Source organism: Polynucleobacter corsicus (assembly GCF_018688255.1).
In the GTDB taxonomy this organism is placed as follows: Bacteria; Pseudomonadota; Gammaproteobacteria; order Burkholderiales; family Burkholderiaceae; genus Polynucleobacter; species Polynucleobacter corsicus.
Genome location: NZ_CP061314.1, coordinates 34,078 through 52,467, shown reverse-complemented (window position 1 = coordinate 52,467; position 18,390 = coordinate 34,078). Strand labels below are relative to the sequence as shown.

Below are 18,390 nucleotides of genomic sequence, written 5' to 3'. Positions count from 1 at the left end.
TGTTGGTACCTTTTCTTTGCTGTGCGATTAGAAGCGGAAATGTGAGAAAGCTTTATTAGCTTCTGCCATACGGTGAACTTCTTCACGCTTCTTCATTGCTCCGCCGCGACCTTCTGCAGCTTCTAATAGTTCGTTGGCCAAACGTTGAGCCATAGATTTTTCACCGCGCTTTTTAGCGGCTTCGCGCACCCAGCGCATTGCCAAAGCAGAACGGCGTGATGGGCGAACTTCAACAGGAACCTGGTAGTTAGCACCACCAACACGACGGCTCTTCACCTCAACCATTGGCTTAACGTTGCCCATAGCTGTTGAGAAAATTTCGAGTGGTTCTTTGTTTGCTTTTTTCTCGATATGATCAAAGGCACCGTAAACGATACGCTCTGCAACCGATTTCTTGCCGTCCAACATGAGGACGTTCATGAATTTTGCTACTTCTACATTGCCAAATTTTGGATCAGGCAGGATTTCCCGTTTGGGAACTTCACGACGACGTGGCATAACAACTCCTTCAGTTCAGTTAGGGGTGGTCTACATGGAACACCCGCTCCGGTTGTTCTACTATTTAGCTATTGAAATACATCAACTTCTAAACGGAACAACCACTTACTTGTCTTTTGAGTCTGACAAACAATGACTTAATACAAAAACAACTACTACTTAATTCTTAAAAATTAAGCAGCTTTCTTAGCGCGCTTAGCACCGTACTTGGAACGTGACTGCTTACGGTCTTTAACACCTTGCAAGTCAAGTGAGCCACGAACGATGTGGTAACGAACACCAGGCAAATCCTTTACACGACCACCGCGGATCAACACGACTGAGTGTTCCTGGAGGTTATGGCCTTCACCACCAATGTATGAAATGACTTCAAAACCATTGGTTAAGCGAACTTTAGCTACTTTACGTAGAGCAGAGTTAGGCTTCTTAGGAGTGGTTGTGTACACACGTGTACATACACCACGGCGCTGCGGGCTGTTTTGCAGCGCAGGGCTCTTACTTTTAACGGTCAGCCGTGTTCTTGGCTTACGTAATAATTGATTAATTGTTGGCATAAAATAGCTCGGTTAGTACTTCTTTGTTGCTTTCTTCAAGAAAATCAATGACTTAGATAAATTCTAGGTCAAAAAGACCCTCTTCTGAATCAGTAGAACTCAGCATTCTAGCTTGGCCAGCCTTTTCCGTCAACCAAATGGGGAAAAAACTGGCCATTTATGGCCAGAATTACCAAATTAGCTTGGATCAGCCTCCCCAGCAGGAGCAATCACTTCAGCCTCTATTTCTACAGGCATATCAGCCATTGCTTCCTCTTCGGCGGCAATCATTTGAGCGCGATCACGCTCGAATTGCTCTCTGACCTTGCGTGCACGGCGATATGACAAGCCGGTACCAGCAGGAATCAGGCGACCAATAATGACGTTTTCCTTGAGGCCACGGAGTGTATCGGTCTTGCCCATAATCGCGGCTTCGGTCAATACACGGGTGGTTTCTTGGAAAGAAGCCGCTGAAATAAAGCTGTCTGTCGACAAGGATGCCTTAGTAATACCGAGCAACACATTCTCGAACTGAGCTGGGCGCTTACCTTGGGCAATCACAGCATCGTTTGCGTCATACAACTTAGACCGCTCAACTTGCTCACCAGTGATGTAGGCAGTATCCCCACCATCAGTAATTTGCACGCGACGCAACATTTGACGCACGATCACTTCAATGTGCTTGTCATTAATCTTCACGCCCTGCAAACGGTAAACGTCTTGAACTTCGTCCACGATGTAAATCGCCAACTCTTCAATACCTCTGAGTGTCAAGATATCGTGTGGATCGGCAGGGCCTTCCACAATCATCTCGCCCTTGTTCACAACTTGGCCGTCATGAACGAGAACTTGTTTCTCTTTAGGAATCAAGAATTCATTAGCTTCGCCATCCATATCAGTAATCACTAAACGTTGCTTACCTTTGGTTTCTTTACCGAAGGAAACAGTTCCAGTGACTTTAGCCAATACAGCAGCATCTTTTGGTGAACGCGCTTCGAACAATTCAGCAACGCGTGGCAAACCACCGGTAATGTCGCGAGTCTTCTGTGATTCGATTGGAATACGCGCCAACACTTCACCAACTTCAACTTTTTGACCATCTTTAACAGTAATCAAAGCGCCAACTTGCAAACCGATGTTTACTGGGTGATCTGTACCCGCAATCATCACTTCGCCGCCCTTGGCATCAACTAAGTTGATCATTGGGCGAACGCCTTTGCTAGCAGCACTACGACGCTTACCGTCAATCACCACCAAAGTGGAGAGTCCGGTTACTTCGTCAACCTGCTTAGCTACAGTAACGCCTTCTTCAACGTTGTCAAAGCGAGCAATACCAGCGTACTCAGAAATGATCGGACGTGTTAACGGATCCCATGTTGCCAAACTTGCGCCGGCCTTGACTGCAGCATCTTCTTTAAACAAGAGTGTTGCGCCGTAAGGCACTTTATGACGCTCACGCTCACGACCGTTATCGTCAATGATCACCGCTTCGCCAGAACGTGAAATCACGATCTGCTCACCCTTGGCATTCTTCACAACACGCATCGTGCCGGAGAACTTCAAAGCACCATTGGACTTCGCTTCAATATTGCTTGCAACCAATGCACGTGACGCTGCTCCACCAATGTGGAAGGTACGCATAGTCAACTGTGTACCTGGCTCACCGATGGACTGAGCAGCGATAACACCAACCGCCTCACCAACGTTCACCAAACCGCCGCGACCTAAATCACGTCCGTAGCACTTAGCGCACAAGCCAAAGCGAGTTAAGCATGACAATACTGTGCGAACTTTAACTTCATCGATACCTAAGGAAACGATTTGATCAACGTGATCTTCATCGAGCAAGGTGTCATGCGGAACAATAACTTCTTGTGTATCAGGATGAACGACGTCATCGATACATACACGACCCAAAATGCGGTCACGCAATGCTTCAATAATTTCGCCGCCTTCAACCAGAGCCTTCATTGTGACGCCGGTAGTTGCACCACAATCATCTTCAATGACAACGAGGTCTTGAGTTACGTCGCATAAACGACGTGTCAAATAACCTGAGTTTGCCGTCTTCAACGCGGTATCAGCCAAACCTTTACGAGCGCCGTGGGTTGAGATGAAGTACTGCAACACGTTCAAACCTTCACGGAAGTTCGCAGTAATTGGGGTTTCAATAATGGAGCCATCAGGCTTCGCCATCAAACCACGCATACCAGCCAACTGACGAATCTGCGCTGCAGATCCACGCGCACCAGAATCCGCCATCATGTAGATAGAGTTGAAAGATTCTTGACGCACAGTTTTACCGTTACGGTCGAGTACGTCAACGTGTGACAACTCATCCATCATCGCTTTACCAACTTGGTCACCAGCAGCACCCCAAATATCAACCACGTTGTTATAACGCTCTTGATTGGTTACGAGACCCGACATGAACTGCTTGTCATATTCCTTAACCTTAGTAGAAGCTTCGGTGATGATGCGCTCTTTAGAGCTAGGAATCAGCATATCGTCGATCGCAACCGAGATACCGGCGTTAGTCGCTAAGCGGAAACCAGACTGCAAGAGGCGGTCAGCAAAAATCACTGTTTCACGAAGACCGCACTTACGGAATGAAGTGTTGATCAAGCGTGAGATTTCTTTTTTCTTCAGAGGCTTATTGATTTCCTCAAAAGTCATACCCTTAGGTAAGATTTCTGACAAGATTGCACGGCCAACTGAAGTTTGATAAATCGAAGTCTTCTCAGCAAAACGGGCATCGCCCTCTGCCTTTTTGTCCACGATCTCAAACTCGGTAATACGCACAGCAACGCGGGAGGCTAATTCAACCTGGCCAGCATCATAGGCACGCATTACTTCAGTAATGTTGGCGAAAACCATACCTTCGCCTTTTCCGTTGATCTTGTCACGAGTAGCGTAATACAGACCCAACACCACGTCCTGCGAAGGAACGATCGATGGTTCGCCGTTAGCAGGGAACAATACGTTGTTCGATGCCAACATCAATGTACGCGCTTCCATTTGCGCTTCGAGCGACAAAGGAACGTGAACCGCCATTTGGTCACCGTCAAAGTCGGCGTTAAATGCCGCGCAGACTAATGGGTGCAATTGGATCGCCTTGCCTTCAATCAGCATTGGCTCGAAAGCCTGGATACCGAGACGGTGCAATGTAGGCGCACGGTTCAACATGATTGGATGTTCACGAATCACTTCTTCGAGAATGTCCCAAACGATTGGAGTCTGACTTTCAACTTCTTTCTTCGCAGCTTTAATAGTAGTTGCGATTCCCAAAGTCTCAAGCTTGTTGAAAATAAATGGCTTGAACAATTCCAAGGCCATTAATTTTGGCAAGCCGCACTGATGCAATTTCAATGTAGGGCCAACCACGATGACTGAACGACCTGAGTAGTCAACACGTTTACCCAACAAGTTTTGACGGAAACGACCGCTCTTACCTTTAATCATCTCAGCCAAGGACTTCAACGGACGCTTGTTAGCGCCAGTCATAGCCTTACCGCGACGACCGTTATCGAGTAATGAGTCAACCGCTTCTTGCAACATACGTTTTTCGTTACGAACGATGATCTCTGGTGCACGCAACTCTAACAAACGCTTTAAACGATTATTACGGTTGATTACTCGACGATATAGGTCGTTCAAATCGGAAGTAGCAAAGCGACCGCCATCCAATGGTACCAATGGGCGCAATTCAGGCGGCAATACTGGCAATACTTCCATGATCATCCAGTCAGGCTTAATGCCTGAAGTCTGGAACGCCTCGAGCACTTTTAAGCGCTTAGCGTATTTCTTGATCTTGGCATCGCTACCAGTTGCTTTTAAGTCGGCACGAATGGTCTCTACTTCACGGTCGATATCAATCGAACGCAAGAGATCGCGAATACCTTCCGCGCCCATGATGGCAGTAAATGCACCGTCACCATACTCTTCAGTCTTGGCAATGTATTCGTCTTCAGACATGATCTGACCACGCTTCATCGCGCCTTCAGGAGTCATACCAGGATCAACAACTACATATGCTTCGAAGTAAAGAACGCGCTCGATATCACGCAATGTCATATCGAGAACCATGCCCAAACGGGATGGCAAGGACTTCAAGAACCAGATGTGCGCTACAGGGGCTGCCAACTCAATGTGGCCCATGCGCTCACGACGTACCTTAGCGAGAGTAACTTCAACGCCGCACTTCTCACAGATAACGCCACGGAACTTTAAGCGCTTGTACTTGCCGCATAAGCACTCGTAGTCTTTAGTTGGTCCAAAAATCTTGGCGCAGAACAAACCATCACGCTCGGGCTTAAAAGTCCGGTAGTTGATGGTTTCTGGTTTGCGTACTTCGCCAAAAGACCATGAGCGAATTTTCTCAGGGGATGCAAGACCAATCTTGATGACATCAAACTGCTCATCACCCTGCGTTTGCTTAAATAAATCGAGCAATGCTTTCATATCAGTTGCGCTCCATGTCAATGTCAATACCCAACGAACGGATTTCTTTTACCAGCACGTTGAAGGATTCGGGCATGCCAGCATCAATCGTGTGCTCGCCCTTGACGATGTTTTCGTAAACCTTGGTACGGCCTGCGACGTCATCGGACTTCACTGTCAGCATTTCCTGCAAGACATATGAAGCACCGTATGCTTCGAGGGCCCAAACTTCCATCTCACCAAAGCGCTGACCACCAAACTGAGCTTTACCGCCCAGCGGCTGTTGCGTTACTAACGAGTAAGGTCCGGTTGAACGTGCATGCATCTTGTCATCGACCAAATGGTGGAGTTTCAAGACGTGCATTACGCCAACAGTGACAGGACGCTCAAACTGATCGCCAGTACGGCCGTCGCACAAAATCATTTGCTGACGTGAAGGCGTCATCTTCAAAGAAGTAGCTACTTCTTCTGGATAAGCCAACTCGAGCATGCGTCCGATTTCTGCTTCAGTAGCACCGTCAAACACTGGAGTAGCGAATGGTAATCCTTGGCGCAAATTCTCAGCCAAAACATTGATTTGCTCATCAGTGAAGTTATCGATATCTTCGATACGACCGGTTTCGTTGTAAAGCTGCTTCATGAACTTACGGAGTTCAGCTTGTTTAGCCTGTTGACGAACCATCTCATCAATACGCTTACCAATACCTTGAGCTGCCCAACCTAAGTGGGTTTCTAAGATCTGACCTACGTTCATACGGGAAGGCACGCCTAATGGATTCAAGACGATGTCAACAGGGCGTCCGTCAGCCATAAATGGCATATCTTCCGCTGGAGCGATTTTAGAAACCACACCCTTGTTACCGTGACGACCGGCCATCTTGTCACCAGGCTGTAAGCGACGCTTAACGGCCAAGTACACCTTAACCATCTTTGTTACGCCAGGCTGCAAATCATCGCCTTGGGTAAGCTTGGTGCGCTTCTCTTCGAAGGCCTCATCAAACTGCTTACGCTTCGCTTCGATAGAAGATTTGATTGCTTCAACTTGTGAGGCAACTTCATCATCCGCTGGACGAACATCAAACCAATGGTATTTATCTAAGTCAGCAAGGTATTCCTTGTCGATCTTGGTGCCTTTAGCTAATTTCTTAGGGCCGCCGTTAGCAACTTTGCCAACCAACAGCTTTTCTAAACGCATGAAGGCATCGCCCTCAACAATACGCAACTGGTCGTTTAAGTCCAAACGATAGCGCTGTAATTCTTCTTGAATAATGGCTTGTGCACGGGCATCGCGCTCAATACCTTCACGAGTGAAGACTTGAACATCAATAACAGTACCAATCATTCCGGATGGAACGCGCAAAGAAGTATCTTTAACGTCCGATGCTTTTTCACCGAAGATCGCACGCAGTAACTTCTCTTCTGGAGTGAGAGTAGTCTCGCCCTTCGGAGTAACTTTACCAACCAATACGTCGCCAGCTTCAACTTCAGCACCGATGTAAACAATGCCGCTCTCATCCAAGCGGGAGAGTTGTGACTCTGCCAAATTGGAAATATCGCGAGTAATTTCTTCTGAACCCAGTTTGGTATCACGAGCTACAACCGACAACTCTTCAATATGAATCGAGGTGTAACGGTCGTCAGCAACCACTTTCTCAGAGATCAAGATTGAATCTTCGAAGTTGTAACCGTTCCATGGCATAAATGCCACAGTCATGTTTTGACCCAAAGCCAATTCACCCAAATCGGTAGATGCGCCGTCAGCAACTACGTCACCGCGGACAACACGATCACCAGCCTGAACGATAGGACGTTGGTTGATGTTTGTGTTTTGGTTTGAACGGGTGTACTTAATAAGGTTATAAATATCCACACCAACTTCACCAGCAGCTGTCTCGTCATCGTTTACACGAATAACTACACGGTTTGCGTCAACATAGTCAACGATACCGCCGCGGGAAGCCAAAATAACTGTACCGGAGTCAACCGCAACAATGCGCTCTAAACCTGTACCGACCAATGGCTTATCTGGACGCAAGCAAGGAACCGCTTGACGTTGCATATTCGCACCCATCAACGCACGGTTCGCATCATCATGCTCCAAGAATGGAACCAGTGAAGCGGCGGCAGAAACGATCTGACTCGGAGCAACGTCGATGAAATCGATGCGCTCTGGGCTAACCATCATGGTCTCGCCAGCTTGACGCGCTGAAACCAATTCGTCAGCTAACTTACCGTTTTTGTCGATCGTTGCATTTGCCTGGGCAATAACGTATTTCGCCTCTTCAATAGCGGAGAGATACATGACTTCATCGCTTACCTTGCTATTAGCAACTTTACGATATGGCGTTTCCAAGAATCCATGCTCATTCAAACGCGCAAATAAGGCGAGTGAGTTGATCAGACCAATGTTTGGTCCTTCTGGAGTTTCAATTGGGCAAACACGTCCATAGTGAGTTGGATGCACGTCGCGCACTTCGAAGCCTGCGCGCTCGCGTGTCAAACCACCAGGTCCCAATGCAGAAATACGACGCTTGTGCGTGATCTCTGACAATGGGTTTGTTTGGTCCATAAACTGGGACAACTGTGAAGATCCGAAGAACTCACGAATCGCTGAAGAGATTGGCTTACTGTTAATCAAATCATGTGGCATGAGGTTTTCTGTTTCGGCTTGGCCGAGACGTTCTTTAACCGCACGCTCAACACGTGACAAACCTGCACGGAATTGATTCTCTGCCAACTCACCTACGCAACGTACACGACGATTGCCTAAGTGATCGATGTCATCGACTTCGCCTTTGCCGTTACGCAAGTCCACCAAAGACTTAATGGTGTCGAGGATATCTTCATCCGACAAAACCATCTTGCCTTCCATCTCTGAACGACCGAGACGGCTGTTAACTTTCATACGACCAACGCGTGATAAATCGTAGCTATCTTCGTTGTAGAACAAGCGCTGGAACAAAGCTTCAACAGCATCTTCTGTTGGAGGCTCACCAGGACGCATCATGCGATAGATGGCAATACGAGCAGCCATTTGATCCGCAGTTTCATCAGTACGCAATGTCTGTGAAATGTACGCACCAGAATCCAAATCATTGGTGTAGATGGTTTCCAATTGCTTGATGCCTGCATCGCGCAATGTAGCCAACAACTCTTCAGTGATTTCATCATTAGCATAGGCCAAGATTTCACCGGAGTCTGGGTCAATGATGTTGCGTGCAACTACGCGGCCAACTAAATAGTCATCTGGTACCACGATGTTCTTGGTCTTAGCTGCTTCTAGTTCACGAATATGCTTTGCATTGATACGCTTGTCTTTTTGAATGACTACTACGCCATTCTTGTCGAGCACATCAAAGTTAGCCATTTGGCCACGCAAACGCTCTGGCACAAATTCCATTGATGCGCCGTTTGCGCTCAATGCAAAATGATCAAAGTTAAAGAAGTTTGCAAGGATCTGTTCGTTGTTTAAACCAATTGCTTTGAGCAAAATGGTGACAGGCATCTTGCGACGGCGGTCAACGCGGAAATACAGAATGTCTTTTGGATCAAACTCAAAATCGAGCCATGAACCACGGTAAGGAATGATGCGTGCTGAGAACAGCAACTTACCTGAGCTATGTGTTTTACCCTTATCGTGTTCGAAGAACACGCCTGGGGAACGGTGCAGCTGAGAAACGATGACGCGCTCAGTACCGTTAATAACAAAAGAGCCGTTGTCGGTCATGAGTGGAATTTCACCCATGTAGACTTCACTCTCTTTTACCTCTTTAACCTTTGTGGGTGCTTCGCGATCATAAATAATCAAGCGAACTTTTGCACGTAAGGCTGAATGGTATGTGTAACCACGCTGTTGACATTCTTTAACGTCAAATGGTGGCTGTGCCAATTGATATGACACGTATTCCATACGTGCATAACCATTGTTGGACACAATTGGGAATGCTGATGTAAAGGCAGCTTGAAGTCCCTCTGTAAGACGAGACATAGCTGGCTTTTCAGCCTGTAAAAATTTAGCGTAGGATTCCAGCTGCGTTGCGATCAGGAATGGAACCTGATGATTATTTACTCGCTTAGCAAAGCTTTTACGGACTCGCTTGCGTTCGGTGAAGCTATAGTTCATTTCATCTCCGAATTCAGCGACTGTACAAAGATTTGGCGATTGGCCACTACCAATCACTGGCGGACAACACTAAATCGAAAGATATAGTGTCCGACCAAACTTGCATTCTGCAGTCGTATCAGAAGGCAAACCCGATTTCAATCAAAAATGAAATCGGGTTTGACCTCTAAAGATCAAACCCAACGTAACTAACGACTCCTTTTGGGAGACGTTAGAAAAGTTTGTATTACTTGATTTCTGACTTAGCGCCTGCTTCGTCAAGCTTCTTCTTAGCTTCTTCAGCTGTCTTCTTATCAACAGCTTCTTTGATTGGCTTTGGTGCGCCATCAACTAAGTCTTTAGCTTCTTTCAAGCCAAGGCCAGTGATTTCACGAACAGCCTTAATTACTGAAACTTTATTTGCGCCAGCTTCGAGCAAGTTCACAGTAAATTCTGTTTGCTCTTCAGCAGCTGCGCCGCCAGCAGCACCAGCAGGTCCAGCAACAGCCATCGCTGCAGCTGAAACGCCAAACTTCTCTTCGAACGCCTTAACCAAGTCGTTCAAATCCATAACGGACATGCTACCTACTGCATCAATGATTTCTTCTTTAGTAATCGCCATTTTTAGCTCCTAATACTTAAATAGTTAATCTGTCGCTTATTCAGCGGCAGGGGTTTCGTTTGCTTCTGTTCCAGCTTCTGGAGCTGCGGCTGCAGGCTCAGCGGCTGCTTCTGGAGCGGCGGCTTCAGCAACTACTGCTGGTGCTGCTGCCGCTTCAACAACTTCCGCTGCAGGTGCTGCAACTGGAGCGGGTGCTCCGGCTGATTTTTGCGCTGCTACTGCCCCCAATACGCGAGCCATCGCAGATACTGGTGCCAACATCACACCTAACAACTGAGATAACAACTCGTCGCGGCTTGGAATAGACGCGAGGGATTTAACGCCCGCTACGTCCAACAACTTGCCGTTATATGAGCCAGCAGTAATGACTAACTTGTCTTGAGTCTTAGCAAAGTTCTGCAATACTTTTGCCGAAGCAATTGGATCAGCAGAGATGCCGTAGATCAAGGGGCCAATCATCGAATCAGCAAGAGGTTCAAACTGTGTACCTTGTGCAGCACGGCGTGCCAATGTGTTCTTCAAAACGCGAAGATATACACCTTGGTCACGTGCGCTAGCACGTAGCTTTGTCAACTGCTCTACTGGAATACCACGGTATTCAGCGAGCACGACTGTTTGAGCTCCAGCCAATTGAGCGCCGACATCAGCAACAATCGCTTTTTTGTCTTGTACATTCAAAGGCACGGTTTAACTCCTAAAAAACCAACTGTTTCCAGTTGGGGTTACACACCAGCGTCTGATCATTTGTCACAAGAAAATCTTGTGAAATCTTTTCAGGGTCGCCATCTGCGCTGGCCATTACTTTCGTAACGATTAAGAATTTATCTCTGAATAAGCAAATAAACTCACCAACGGTCTTTGATGTTCGACTCTCACTCAAAGAGCAGGAGTCGACCCAAAGTTCTTTTTGCTGCCTCTAATTACTGTGCAGCTTGTATCGATGCCTGGTCTACACGTACGCCTGCACCCATCGTGCTGCTTACGGCAACCTTCTTTAAATAAATACCCTTAGATGCTGGTGGCTTAGCTTTATTCAAAGCCTCAAGCAATGCGAGTAAGTTGGATTTCAATGCAGCTGGCTCGAATGAACGACGGCCAATGCTTGCGTGCACGATACCGGCTTTGTCCACACGGAATTGCACTTGACCTGCTTTTGCATTCTTAACAGCAGTAGCAACGTCAGGAGTAACAGTTCCTACTTTTGGATTTGGCATCAAACCACGTGGGCCCAATACCTGACCTAAAGTACCAACGATCTTCATTGTGTCTGGGGATGCGATCAAAATATCAAAATCAATTTTGCCGCCCTTAATCTGCTCAGCCAGCTCTTCCATGCCAACAATCTCAGCACCAGCAGCTTTAGCTTGTTCAGCTTTTTCACCCTGTGCAAATACTGCTACACGAACATGCTTACCTGTACCAGCTGGGAGCACAACTGCGCCACGCACAACTTGGTCAGACTTCTTGGCATCAATGCCTAACTGAACTGCAACATCGATAGACTCATCGAACTTCGCAGTTGCACATTCTTTAACAAGATTCAATGCATCTTCTAATGCATAGAACTTGTTGCGATCTACTTTAGATTCGATTGCCTTTAAGCGCTTAGATAATTTAGTCATGATTAGAGACCTTCCACTGTGATGCCCATCGAACGGGCGCTACCAGCGATTGTTCTTACAGCAGCATCCATATCAGCAGCTGTCAAATCTGGCATTTTTGCTTTAGCAATTTCTTCTGCTTGAGCACGTGTAATTTTTCCTACCTTATCGGTATGGGGACGCGGTGAACCTTTTTCGATCTTCGCAGCCTTCTTAATCATGATGGTCGCTGGAGGCGTCTTCATGATGAAAGTGAAGCTCTTATCAGCAAACGCTGTAATCACAACGGGAATCGGAAGGCCAGGTTCCATGCTCTGTGTTTGAGCATTAAACGCCTTACAGAATTCCATAATATTAAGACCGCGTTGACCCAATGCTGGACCTACGGGTGGTGATGGATTTGCTTTACCTGCAGGGATCTGCAACTTGATAAAGCCAATAATCTTCTTTGCCATGTGTGCTCCTTAAAGCGCGCCTAACCTCATTAGGAAAGACCGCCGTTGAGTAAACGCTTCGCTAGTTTTTGGCTATCTAGCTCCGCTCCTCGGTTATTGCTAACCACTTAAAACCACCACTTTTGCTACAAAACACCCTTAAATTGGGTATTTTTTACATCTTTTCTACCTGGCCAAACTCCAGCTCAACTGGGGTACCGCGGCCAAAAATTGTAACAGAAACGCGCAATCTTGACTTCTCATAATTTACTTCTTCGATATTTCCGTTGAAATCGACAAATGGGCCTTCTTTGACGCGGACAATCTCACCCACCTCAAATAAGGTCTTAGGCTTAGGCTTATCCACGCCGGCTTGCATTTGATCCATGATTTTTGCTACTTCAGCAGTAGAAATCGGGCTTGGGCGGTTACGAACACCACCTACGAATCCAGTCACTTTTGGCGTATTTTTCACCAAATGCCAGCTTTCATCTGTCATTTCCATCTCAATCAGGACATATCCCGGGAAGAAACGACGCTCAGATACCGATTTTGCGCCTGACTTGATTTCTACAACCTCTTCGGATGGAACCAAGATACGGCCAAATTTTTCTGGCATTCCTGAACGAGCAATACGCTCTTCTAAGCCTTTTTTAACGCTTTTTTCCATGCCTGAATAAGCATGAATAACGTACCAGCGCATATTGCCGGTAGCTTGTGGGTTTGAGACTAATTCAGCATCAATCATTTTTTACTCACTTCCAGCCTAAAAAGACTGAAAAAACTAGCCATTCAATTAATTTGTCTGCAAGCCACAAAAACAAGGACATGATCACGACAAAGCCAAATACGACTAGAGTCATTTGAGTCGTCTCTTTGCGAGACGGCCAGACAACCTTTTTTACTTCATACCAAGAATCTTTAGCGTAGGCGATAAAACGACGCCCATCTGCTGACATCGCCACAATTAAAACTGCAGCTGCTATGCCGCCAAACAAGACAACTAAACGAATCAATAAAGATTGATCCGCCAACGTGTAGTAAAGAACTAACGCTGCAACGACGATTAAAGCAGCGAGTCCGGAGACCCAGCTGCTCTTTTCTTCAGAGTGACCTGCTGTTTGTTGAGACATATAACTTTCAGTTTAAATCGTGGCAGGGGCGGAGGGCATCGAACCCCCAACCTTTGGTTTTGGAGACCAACGCTCTGCCAATTGAGCTACACCCCTTTTGTAAATCTATTAAGCCAAAATCTTTGCAACCACACCGGCGCCAACAGTACGGCCACCTTCACGGATCGCAAAACGCAAACCTTCTTCCATCGCGATTGGGGCGATGAGTTTTACTGTGATGGTTACGTTATCACCAGGCATGACCATTTCTTTGTCTTTTGGCAACTCGATTGAACCTGTTACGTCCGTAGTACGGAAGTAAAACTGGGGACGATAGTTGTTAAAGAATGGTGTATGACGACCACCTTCATCTTTACCCAAGATATAAACCTCGGCTGTAAAGTGAGTATGTGGGGTGATTGAACCTGGCTTAGCCAATACTTGGCCGCGCTCAACTTCTTCACGTTTTGTACCGCGTAACAAGATACCGACGTTATCGCCTGCTTGACCTTGGTCGAGCAATTTGCGGAACATTTCAACACCAGTACAAGTGGTCTTGAGGGTTGGCTTGATACCAATGATTTCAATCTCTTCACCAACCTTAACGATACCGCGCTCGATACGGCCTGTAACAACAGTACCGCGACCGGAGATAGAGAACACGTCCTCTACTGGCATCAAGAACGCACCGTCAATAGCACGCTCTGGAGTTGGGATGTAAGTATCTAATGCTTCAGCTAATTTCATGATAGCTTCTTTGCCCATTGGGCCTTCGTCACCTTCAAGCGCTAACTTAGCAGAACCTTGAATGATTGGAGTGTCATCGCCTGGGAAGTCGTACTTAGATAAAAGCTCACGCACTTCCATTTCAACTAGCTCTAACAATTCAGCATCGTCAACCATATCGCATTTGTTCAAAAACACCACGATGTAAGGAACACCTACTTGGCGTGCCAAGAGGATGTGCTCACGCGTTTGTGGCATTGGGCCGTCAGCTGCAGAGCAAACCAAAATAGCGCCGTCCATCTGAGCTGCGCCAGTAATCATGTTCTTAACGTAGTCAGCATGTCCTGGGCAATCGACGTGAGCGTAGTGGCGATTTGCAGTCTCATACTCAACGTGCGCTGTATTAATCGTAATACCGCGTGCTTTTTCTTCTGGAGCAGCATCGATCTGATCGTATGCTTTTGCTTCGCCACCGAATGCTTTAGAAAGCACGGTTGCAATTGCTGCTGTCAAGGTAGTTTTACCGTGGTCAACGTGACCGATTGTGCCAACGTTTACGTGCGGTTTTGTCCGCTCAAACTTTTCTTTTGCCATTTTTTGTCTGCCTTTAGTTAACTCTTAAACCAACACACGAAATTAAATTTATTTACTTCACAAGCCATGGTGCCCATGGGCAGGATCGAACTGCCGACCTCTCCCTTACCAAGGGAGTGCTCTACCACTGAGCCACATGGGCAAATACAAATACTAAAAAACTGGAGCGGGATAAGAGAATCGAACTCTTGACCGAAGATTGGAAATCTGCTGTTTTACCATTAAACTAATCCCGCACATCTCTGGTGGAGGGGGTAGGATTCGAACCTACGTAGGCATAGCCAACAGATTTACAGTCTGCCTCCTTTAGCCGCTCGGACACCCCTCCGCGAACCCAATATTCTGACTCCTAATGGAGTTATTGTCAATCTCTTAAACCTCAAAACGCTTTGCACAAGTAAAAACGCCCAGACCTAAGAGGGTCTGGGCGTCGCATTGGTGCCCGGCAGTTACCTACTTTCACACGGGTAATCCGCACTATCATCGGCGTAAAGTCGTTTCACTGTCCTGTTCGGGATGGGAAGGAGTGGTTCCAACTTGCTATGGTCACCGGGCGTAGAGGGTCGAGTTGTTGATGATTCATCAACAACTCTATTTGAGTAAGCATGTAATTAAGGATGCAGATTAAATCTGGCAAACATCCAACACAATAGTGCTGGTTATAGGATCAAGCCTAACGGGCAATTAGTATCAGTTAGCTTAACGCATTACTGCGCTTCCACACCTGACCTATCAACGTTGTGGTCTTCAACGACCCTTTATGTAGGTTAAACCTACGGGAGATCTCATCTTCAGGCAAGTTTCCCGCTTAGATGCTTTCAGCGGTTATCTCTTCCGTACATAGCTACCCTGCGATGCTTCTGGCGAAACAACAGGTACACCAGCGGTACGTCCACTCCGGTCCTCTCGTACTAGGAGCAGCCCCCGTCAAATCTCCAACGCCCATGGCAGATAGGGACCAAACTGTCTCACGACGTTTTAAACCCAGCTCACGTACCTCTTTAAATGGCGAACAGCCATACCCTTGGGACCGGCTACAGCCCCAGGATGAGATGAGCCGACATCGAGGTGCCAAACACCGCCGTCGATATGAACTCTTGGGCGGTATCAGCCTGTTATCCCCAGAGTACCTTTTATCCGTTGAGCGATGGCCCTTCCATACAGAACCACCGGATCACTATGACCTGCTTTCGCACCTGCTCGACTTGTCGGTCTCGCAGTTAAGCACGCTTTTGCCATTGCACTTTAGGTACGATGTCCGACCGTACCAAGCGTACCTTCGTACTCCTCCGTTACACTTTGGGAGGAGACCGCCCCAGTCAAACTGCCTACCATGCACTGTTCCCGACCCAGATAATGGGCCAAGGTTAGAACCTCAAACAAACCAGGGTGGTATTTCAAGGTTGGCTCCAGCGGAACTAGCATCCCGCTTTCAACGCCTCCCACCTATCCTACACAGACCGGTTCAAAGTCCAATGCAAAGCTACAGTAAAGGTTCATGGGGTCTTTCCGTCTAGCCACGGGTAGATTGCATCATCACAAACATTTCAACTTCGCTGAGTCTCAGGAGGAGACAGTGTGGCCATCGTTACGCCATTCGTGCAGGTCGGAACTTACCCGACAAGGAATTTCGCTACCTTAGGACCGTTATAGTTACGGCCGCCGTTTACTGGGACTTCAATCAAGAGCTTGCACCCCATCATTTAATCTTCCAGCACCGGGCAGGCGTCACACCCTATACGTCCACTTTCGTGTTTGCAGAGTGCTGTGTTTTTATTAAACAGTCGCAGCCACCTTTTTATTGCAACCCTTTCGTCCTCCCCTTGTACAGGGTCAAACTACCAGGGCGTACCTTATCCCGAAGTTACGGTACAAATTTGCCGAGTTCCTTCTCCTGAGTTCTCTCAAGCGCCTTAGAATACTCATCTCGCCCACCTGTGTCGGTTTGCGGTACGGTCTTGTTAGACTGAAGCTTAGAGGCTTTTCTTGGAACCACTTCCAATTGCTTCGCGAATAAATTCGCTCGTCTCACGCCCTTGAATTACGCTACCGGATTTACCTAATAGCCATCTCCAACGCAAGAACCGGGACTTCCAACACCCGGACAACTTTCCGCGATCCGTCCCCCCATCGCATCTAACAATGGTCAAGGAATATTAACCTTGTTCCCATCAGCTACGCATCTCTGCCTCGCCTTAGGGGCCGACTCACCCTGTTCCGATGAACGTTGAACAGGAAACCTTGGGCTTACGGCGAGGGGGCTTTTCACCCCCTTTATCGCTACTCATGTCAGCATTCGCACTTCTGATACCTCCAGCATCCTTTACAAGACACCTTCACAGGCTTACAGAACGCTCTCCTACCATCACATTGCTGTGATCCGCAGCTTCGGTTATATGCTTAGCCCCGTTACATCTTCCGCGCAGGACGACTCGATCAGTGAGCTATTACGCTTTCTTTAAAGGATGGCTGCTTCTAAGCCAACCTCCTGACTGTTTTAGCCTTCCCACTTCGTTTCCCACTTAGCATATATTAGGGACCTTAGCTGGCGGTCTGGGTTGTTTCCCTCTTGACACCGGACGTTAGCACCCGATGTCTGTCTCCCGTGATTGCACTTGTAGGTATTCGGAGTTTGCTATGGCGCAGTAATCCGCAATGGACCCCACTACCATGACAGTGCTCTACCCCCTACAGTGATACACGAGGCACTACCTAAATAGTTTTCGGAGAGAACCAGCTATTTCCAGTTTTGTTTAGCCTTTCACCCCTATCCACAGCTCATCCCCTAACTTTTCAACGTTAGTGGGTTCGGTCCTCCAGTACGTGTTACCGCACCTTCAACCTGGCCATGGATAGATCAACTGGTTTCGGGTCTACACCCAGCAACTAGCGCCCTATTCGGACTCGCTTTCGCTACGCCTTCCCTATTCGGTTAAGCTTGCTACTGAATGTAAGTCGCTGACCCATTATACAAAAGGTACGCAGTCACCCCTTACGAGGCTCCTACTGTTTGTATGCACACAATTTCAGGATCTATTTCACTCCCCTCCCGGGGTTCTTTTCGCCTTTCCCTCACGGTACTTGTTCACTATCGGTCGATTACGAGTATTTAGCCTTGGAGGATGGTCCCCCCATATTCAGACAGGATTTCACGTGTCCCGCCCTACTTGTCTCTAGCCTAGTACCACCCAATAATTTTCACATACGGGACTATCACCCTTTATTGTCGGACTTTCCATTCCGTTCTGTTAATTACTGAGATATCACTAGAAGGCTGTTCCCATTTCGCTCGCCACTACTCTGGGAATCTCGGTTGATGTCTTTTCCTCTTGCTACTTAGATGTTTCAGTTCACAAGGTTCGCTTCTCATACCCTATGTATTCAGGTATGGATACCACAAAAGTGGTGGGTTTCCCCATTCAGAAATCCCCGGATCAAAGCTTATTTACCAGCTCCCCGGGGCTTATCGCAGGTTATAACGTCTTTCGTCGCCTGTAATCGCCAAGGCATCCATCATGTGCACTTATTCACTTGATCCTATAACGAGCACCATTGCTAGTACCTGTTACAGGTTTACTTCTACTTCTGACATGTTTGCCGTAATCCAAACTGTAAGTACTTGTTAAAGAACTTGGTAAAACTCGTTTGTATTACTGATTGATGATTCAATCTTTACCCTTATTACATTGTCAAATGTCCTCTCAAAGAAACATTTGACACTTTGCTTA

Annotated in this window: 10 protein-coding genes, 4 tRNA genes, 2 rRNA genes and 1 pseudogene; all 17 read right to left on the bottom strand. The window is 47.2% G+C overall.

Annotated features, from left to right (window positions below; translation table 11 throughout):
• Nucleotides 1-27 precede the first annotated feature (27 nt).
• The 17 genes and pseudogenes from rpsG to C2747_RS00195 all read right to left on the bottom strand — a co-directional run bounded on the left by rpsG (nucleotide 28) and on the right by C2747_RS00195 (nucleotide 18,199).
• A complete protein-coding gene (gene rpsG / locus C2747_RS00275) occupies nucleotides 28-498 on the bottom strand; it encodes a 30S ribosomal protein S7 (RefSeq protein ID WP_011901897.1) in 471 nt (156 codons plus the stop codon).
• A 173-nt stretch (nucleotides 499-671) separates the two neighbouring features.
• On the bottom strand, nucleotides 672-1,052 hold the full coding sequence (gene rpsL, locus C2747_RS00270) for a 30S ribosomal protein S12 (protein WP_041484791.1): 381 nt from the start codon (nucleotides 1,050-1,052) through the stop codon (nucleotides 672-674).
• Nucleotides 1,053-1,229: 177 nt separating this feature from the next.
• Complete coding sequence (gene rpoC, locus C2747_RS00265) at nucleotides 1,230-5,492, bottom strand: DNA-directed RNA polymerase subunit beta' (protein WP_215331771.1); 4,263 nt, start codon at nucleotides 5,490-5,492, stop codon at nucleotides 1,230-1,232.
• Between the two features lies 1 nt (nucleotide 5,493).
• Entirely contained in the window at nucleotides 5,494-9,594 is a 4,101-nt protein-coding gene (gene rpoB, locus C2747_RS00260; RefSeq protein ID WP_215331770.1) for a DNA-directed RNA polymerase subunit beta, read from the bottom strand.
• 226 nt (nucleotides 9,595-9,820) lie between these two features.
• A complete protein-coding gene (gene rplL / locus C2747_RS00255) occupies nucleotides 9,821-10,195 on the bottom strand; it encodes a 50S ribosomal protein L7/L12 (protein ID WP_173941805.1) in 375 nt (124 codons plus the stop codon).
• 165 nt (nucleotides 10,196-10,360) lie between these two features.
• A pseudogene (gene rplJ / locus C2747_RS00250) lies at nucleotides 10,361-10,879 on the bottom strand (50S ribosomal protein L10); the annotation flags it as partial.
• A 236-nt stretch (nucleotides 10,880-11,115) separates the two neighbouring features.
• On the bottom strand, nucleotides 11,116-11,817 hold the full coding sequence (gene rplA / locus C2747_RS00245; protein WP_215305628.1) for a 50S ribosomal protein L1: 702 nt from the start codon (nucleotides 11,815-11,817) through the stop codon (nucleotides 11,116-11,118).
• 2 nt (nucleotides 11,818-11,819) lie between these two features.
• Complete coding sequence (gene rplK, locus C2747_RS00240; RefSeq protein ID WP_011901890.1) at nucleotides 11,820-12,251, bottom strand: 50S ribosomal protein L11; 432 nt, start codon at nucleotides 12,249-12,251, stop codon at nucleotides 11,820-11,822.
• Between the two features lie 154 nt (nucleotides 12,252-12,405).
• Nucleotides 12,406-12,978 (bottom strand): transcription termination/antitermination protein NusG, encoded by a 573-nt coding sequence (gene nusG / locus C2747_RS00235; RefSeq protein WP_215331768.1) that lies wholly within the window; start codon nucleotides 12,976-12,978, stop codon nucleotides 12,406-12,408.
• A 7-nt stretch (nucleotides 12,979-12,985) separates the two neighbouring features.
• On the bottom strand, nucleotides 12,986-13,363 hold the full coding sequence (gene secE / locus C2747_RS00230; protein ID WP_215331767.1) for a preprotein translocase subunit SecE: 378 nt from the start codon (nucleotides 13,361-13,363) through the stop codon (nucleotides 12,986-12,988).
• A gap of 20 nt (nucleotides 13,364-13,383) precedes the next feature.
• A tRNA-Trp gene (locus C2747_RS00225) sits at nucleotides 13,384-13,459 on the bottom strand.
• A gap of 12 nt (nucleotides 13,460-13,471) precedes the next feature.
• Nucleotides 13,472-14,662 carry an elongation factor Tu gene (gene tuf / locus C2747_RS00220; RefSeq protein ID WP_011901887.1) on the bottom strand — a complete coding sequence of 397 codons (1,191 nt, stop codon included), beginning with the start codon at nucleotides 14,660-14,662 and terminating at the stop codon, nucleotides 13,472-13,474.
• 67 nt (nucleotides 14,663-14,729) lie between these two features.
• Nucleotides 14,730-14,804: transfer RNA gene (locus C2747_RS00215), tRNA-Thr, on the bottom strand.
• A 20-nt stretch (nucleotides 14,805-14,824) separates the two neighbouring features.
• Nucleotides 14,825-14,898: transfer RNA gene (locus C2747_RS00210), tRNA-Gly, on the bottom strand.
• Between the two features lie 7 nt (nucleotides 14,899-14,905).
• A tRNA-Tyr gene (locus C2747_RS00205) sits at nucleotides 14,906-14,990 on the bottom strand.
• Between the two features lie 112 nt (nucleotides 14,991-15,102).
• A 5S ribosomal RNA gene (gene rrf / locus C2747_RS00200) occupies nucleotides 15,103-15,216 on the bottom strand.
• 109 nt (nucleotides 15,217-15,325) lie between these two features.
• Nucleotides 15,326-18,199, bottom strand: a 23S ribosomal RNA gene (locus C2747_RS00195).
• Nucleotides 18,200-18,390 lie beyond the last annotated feature (191 nt).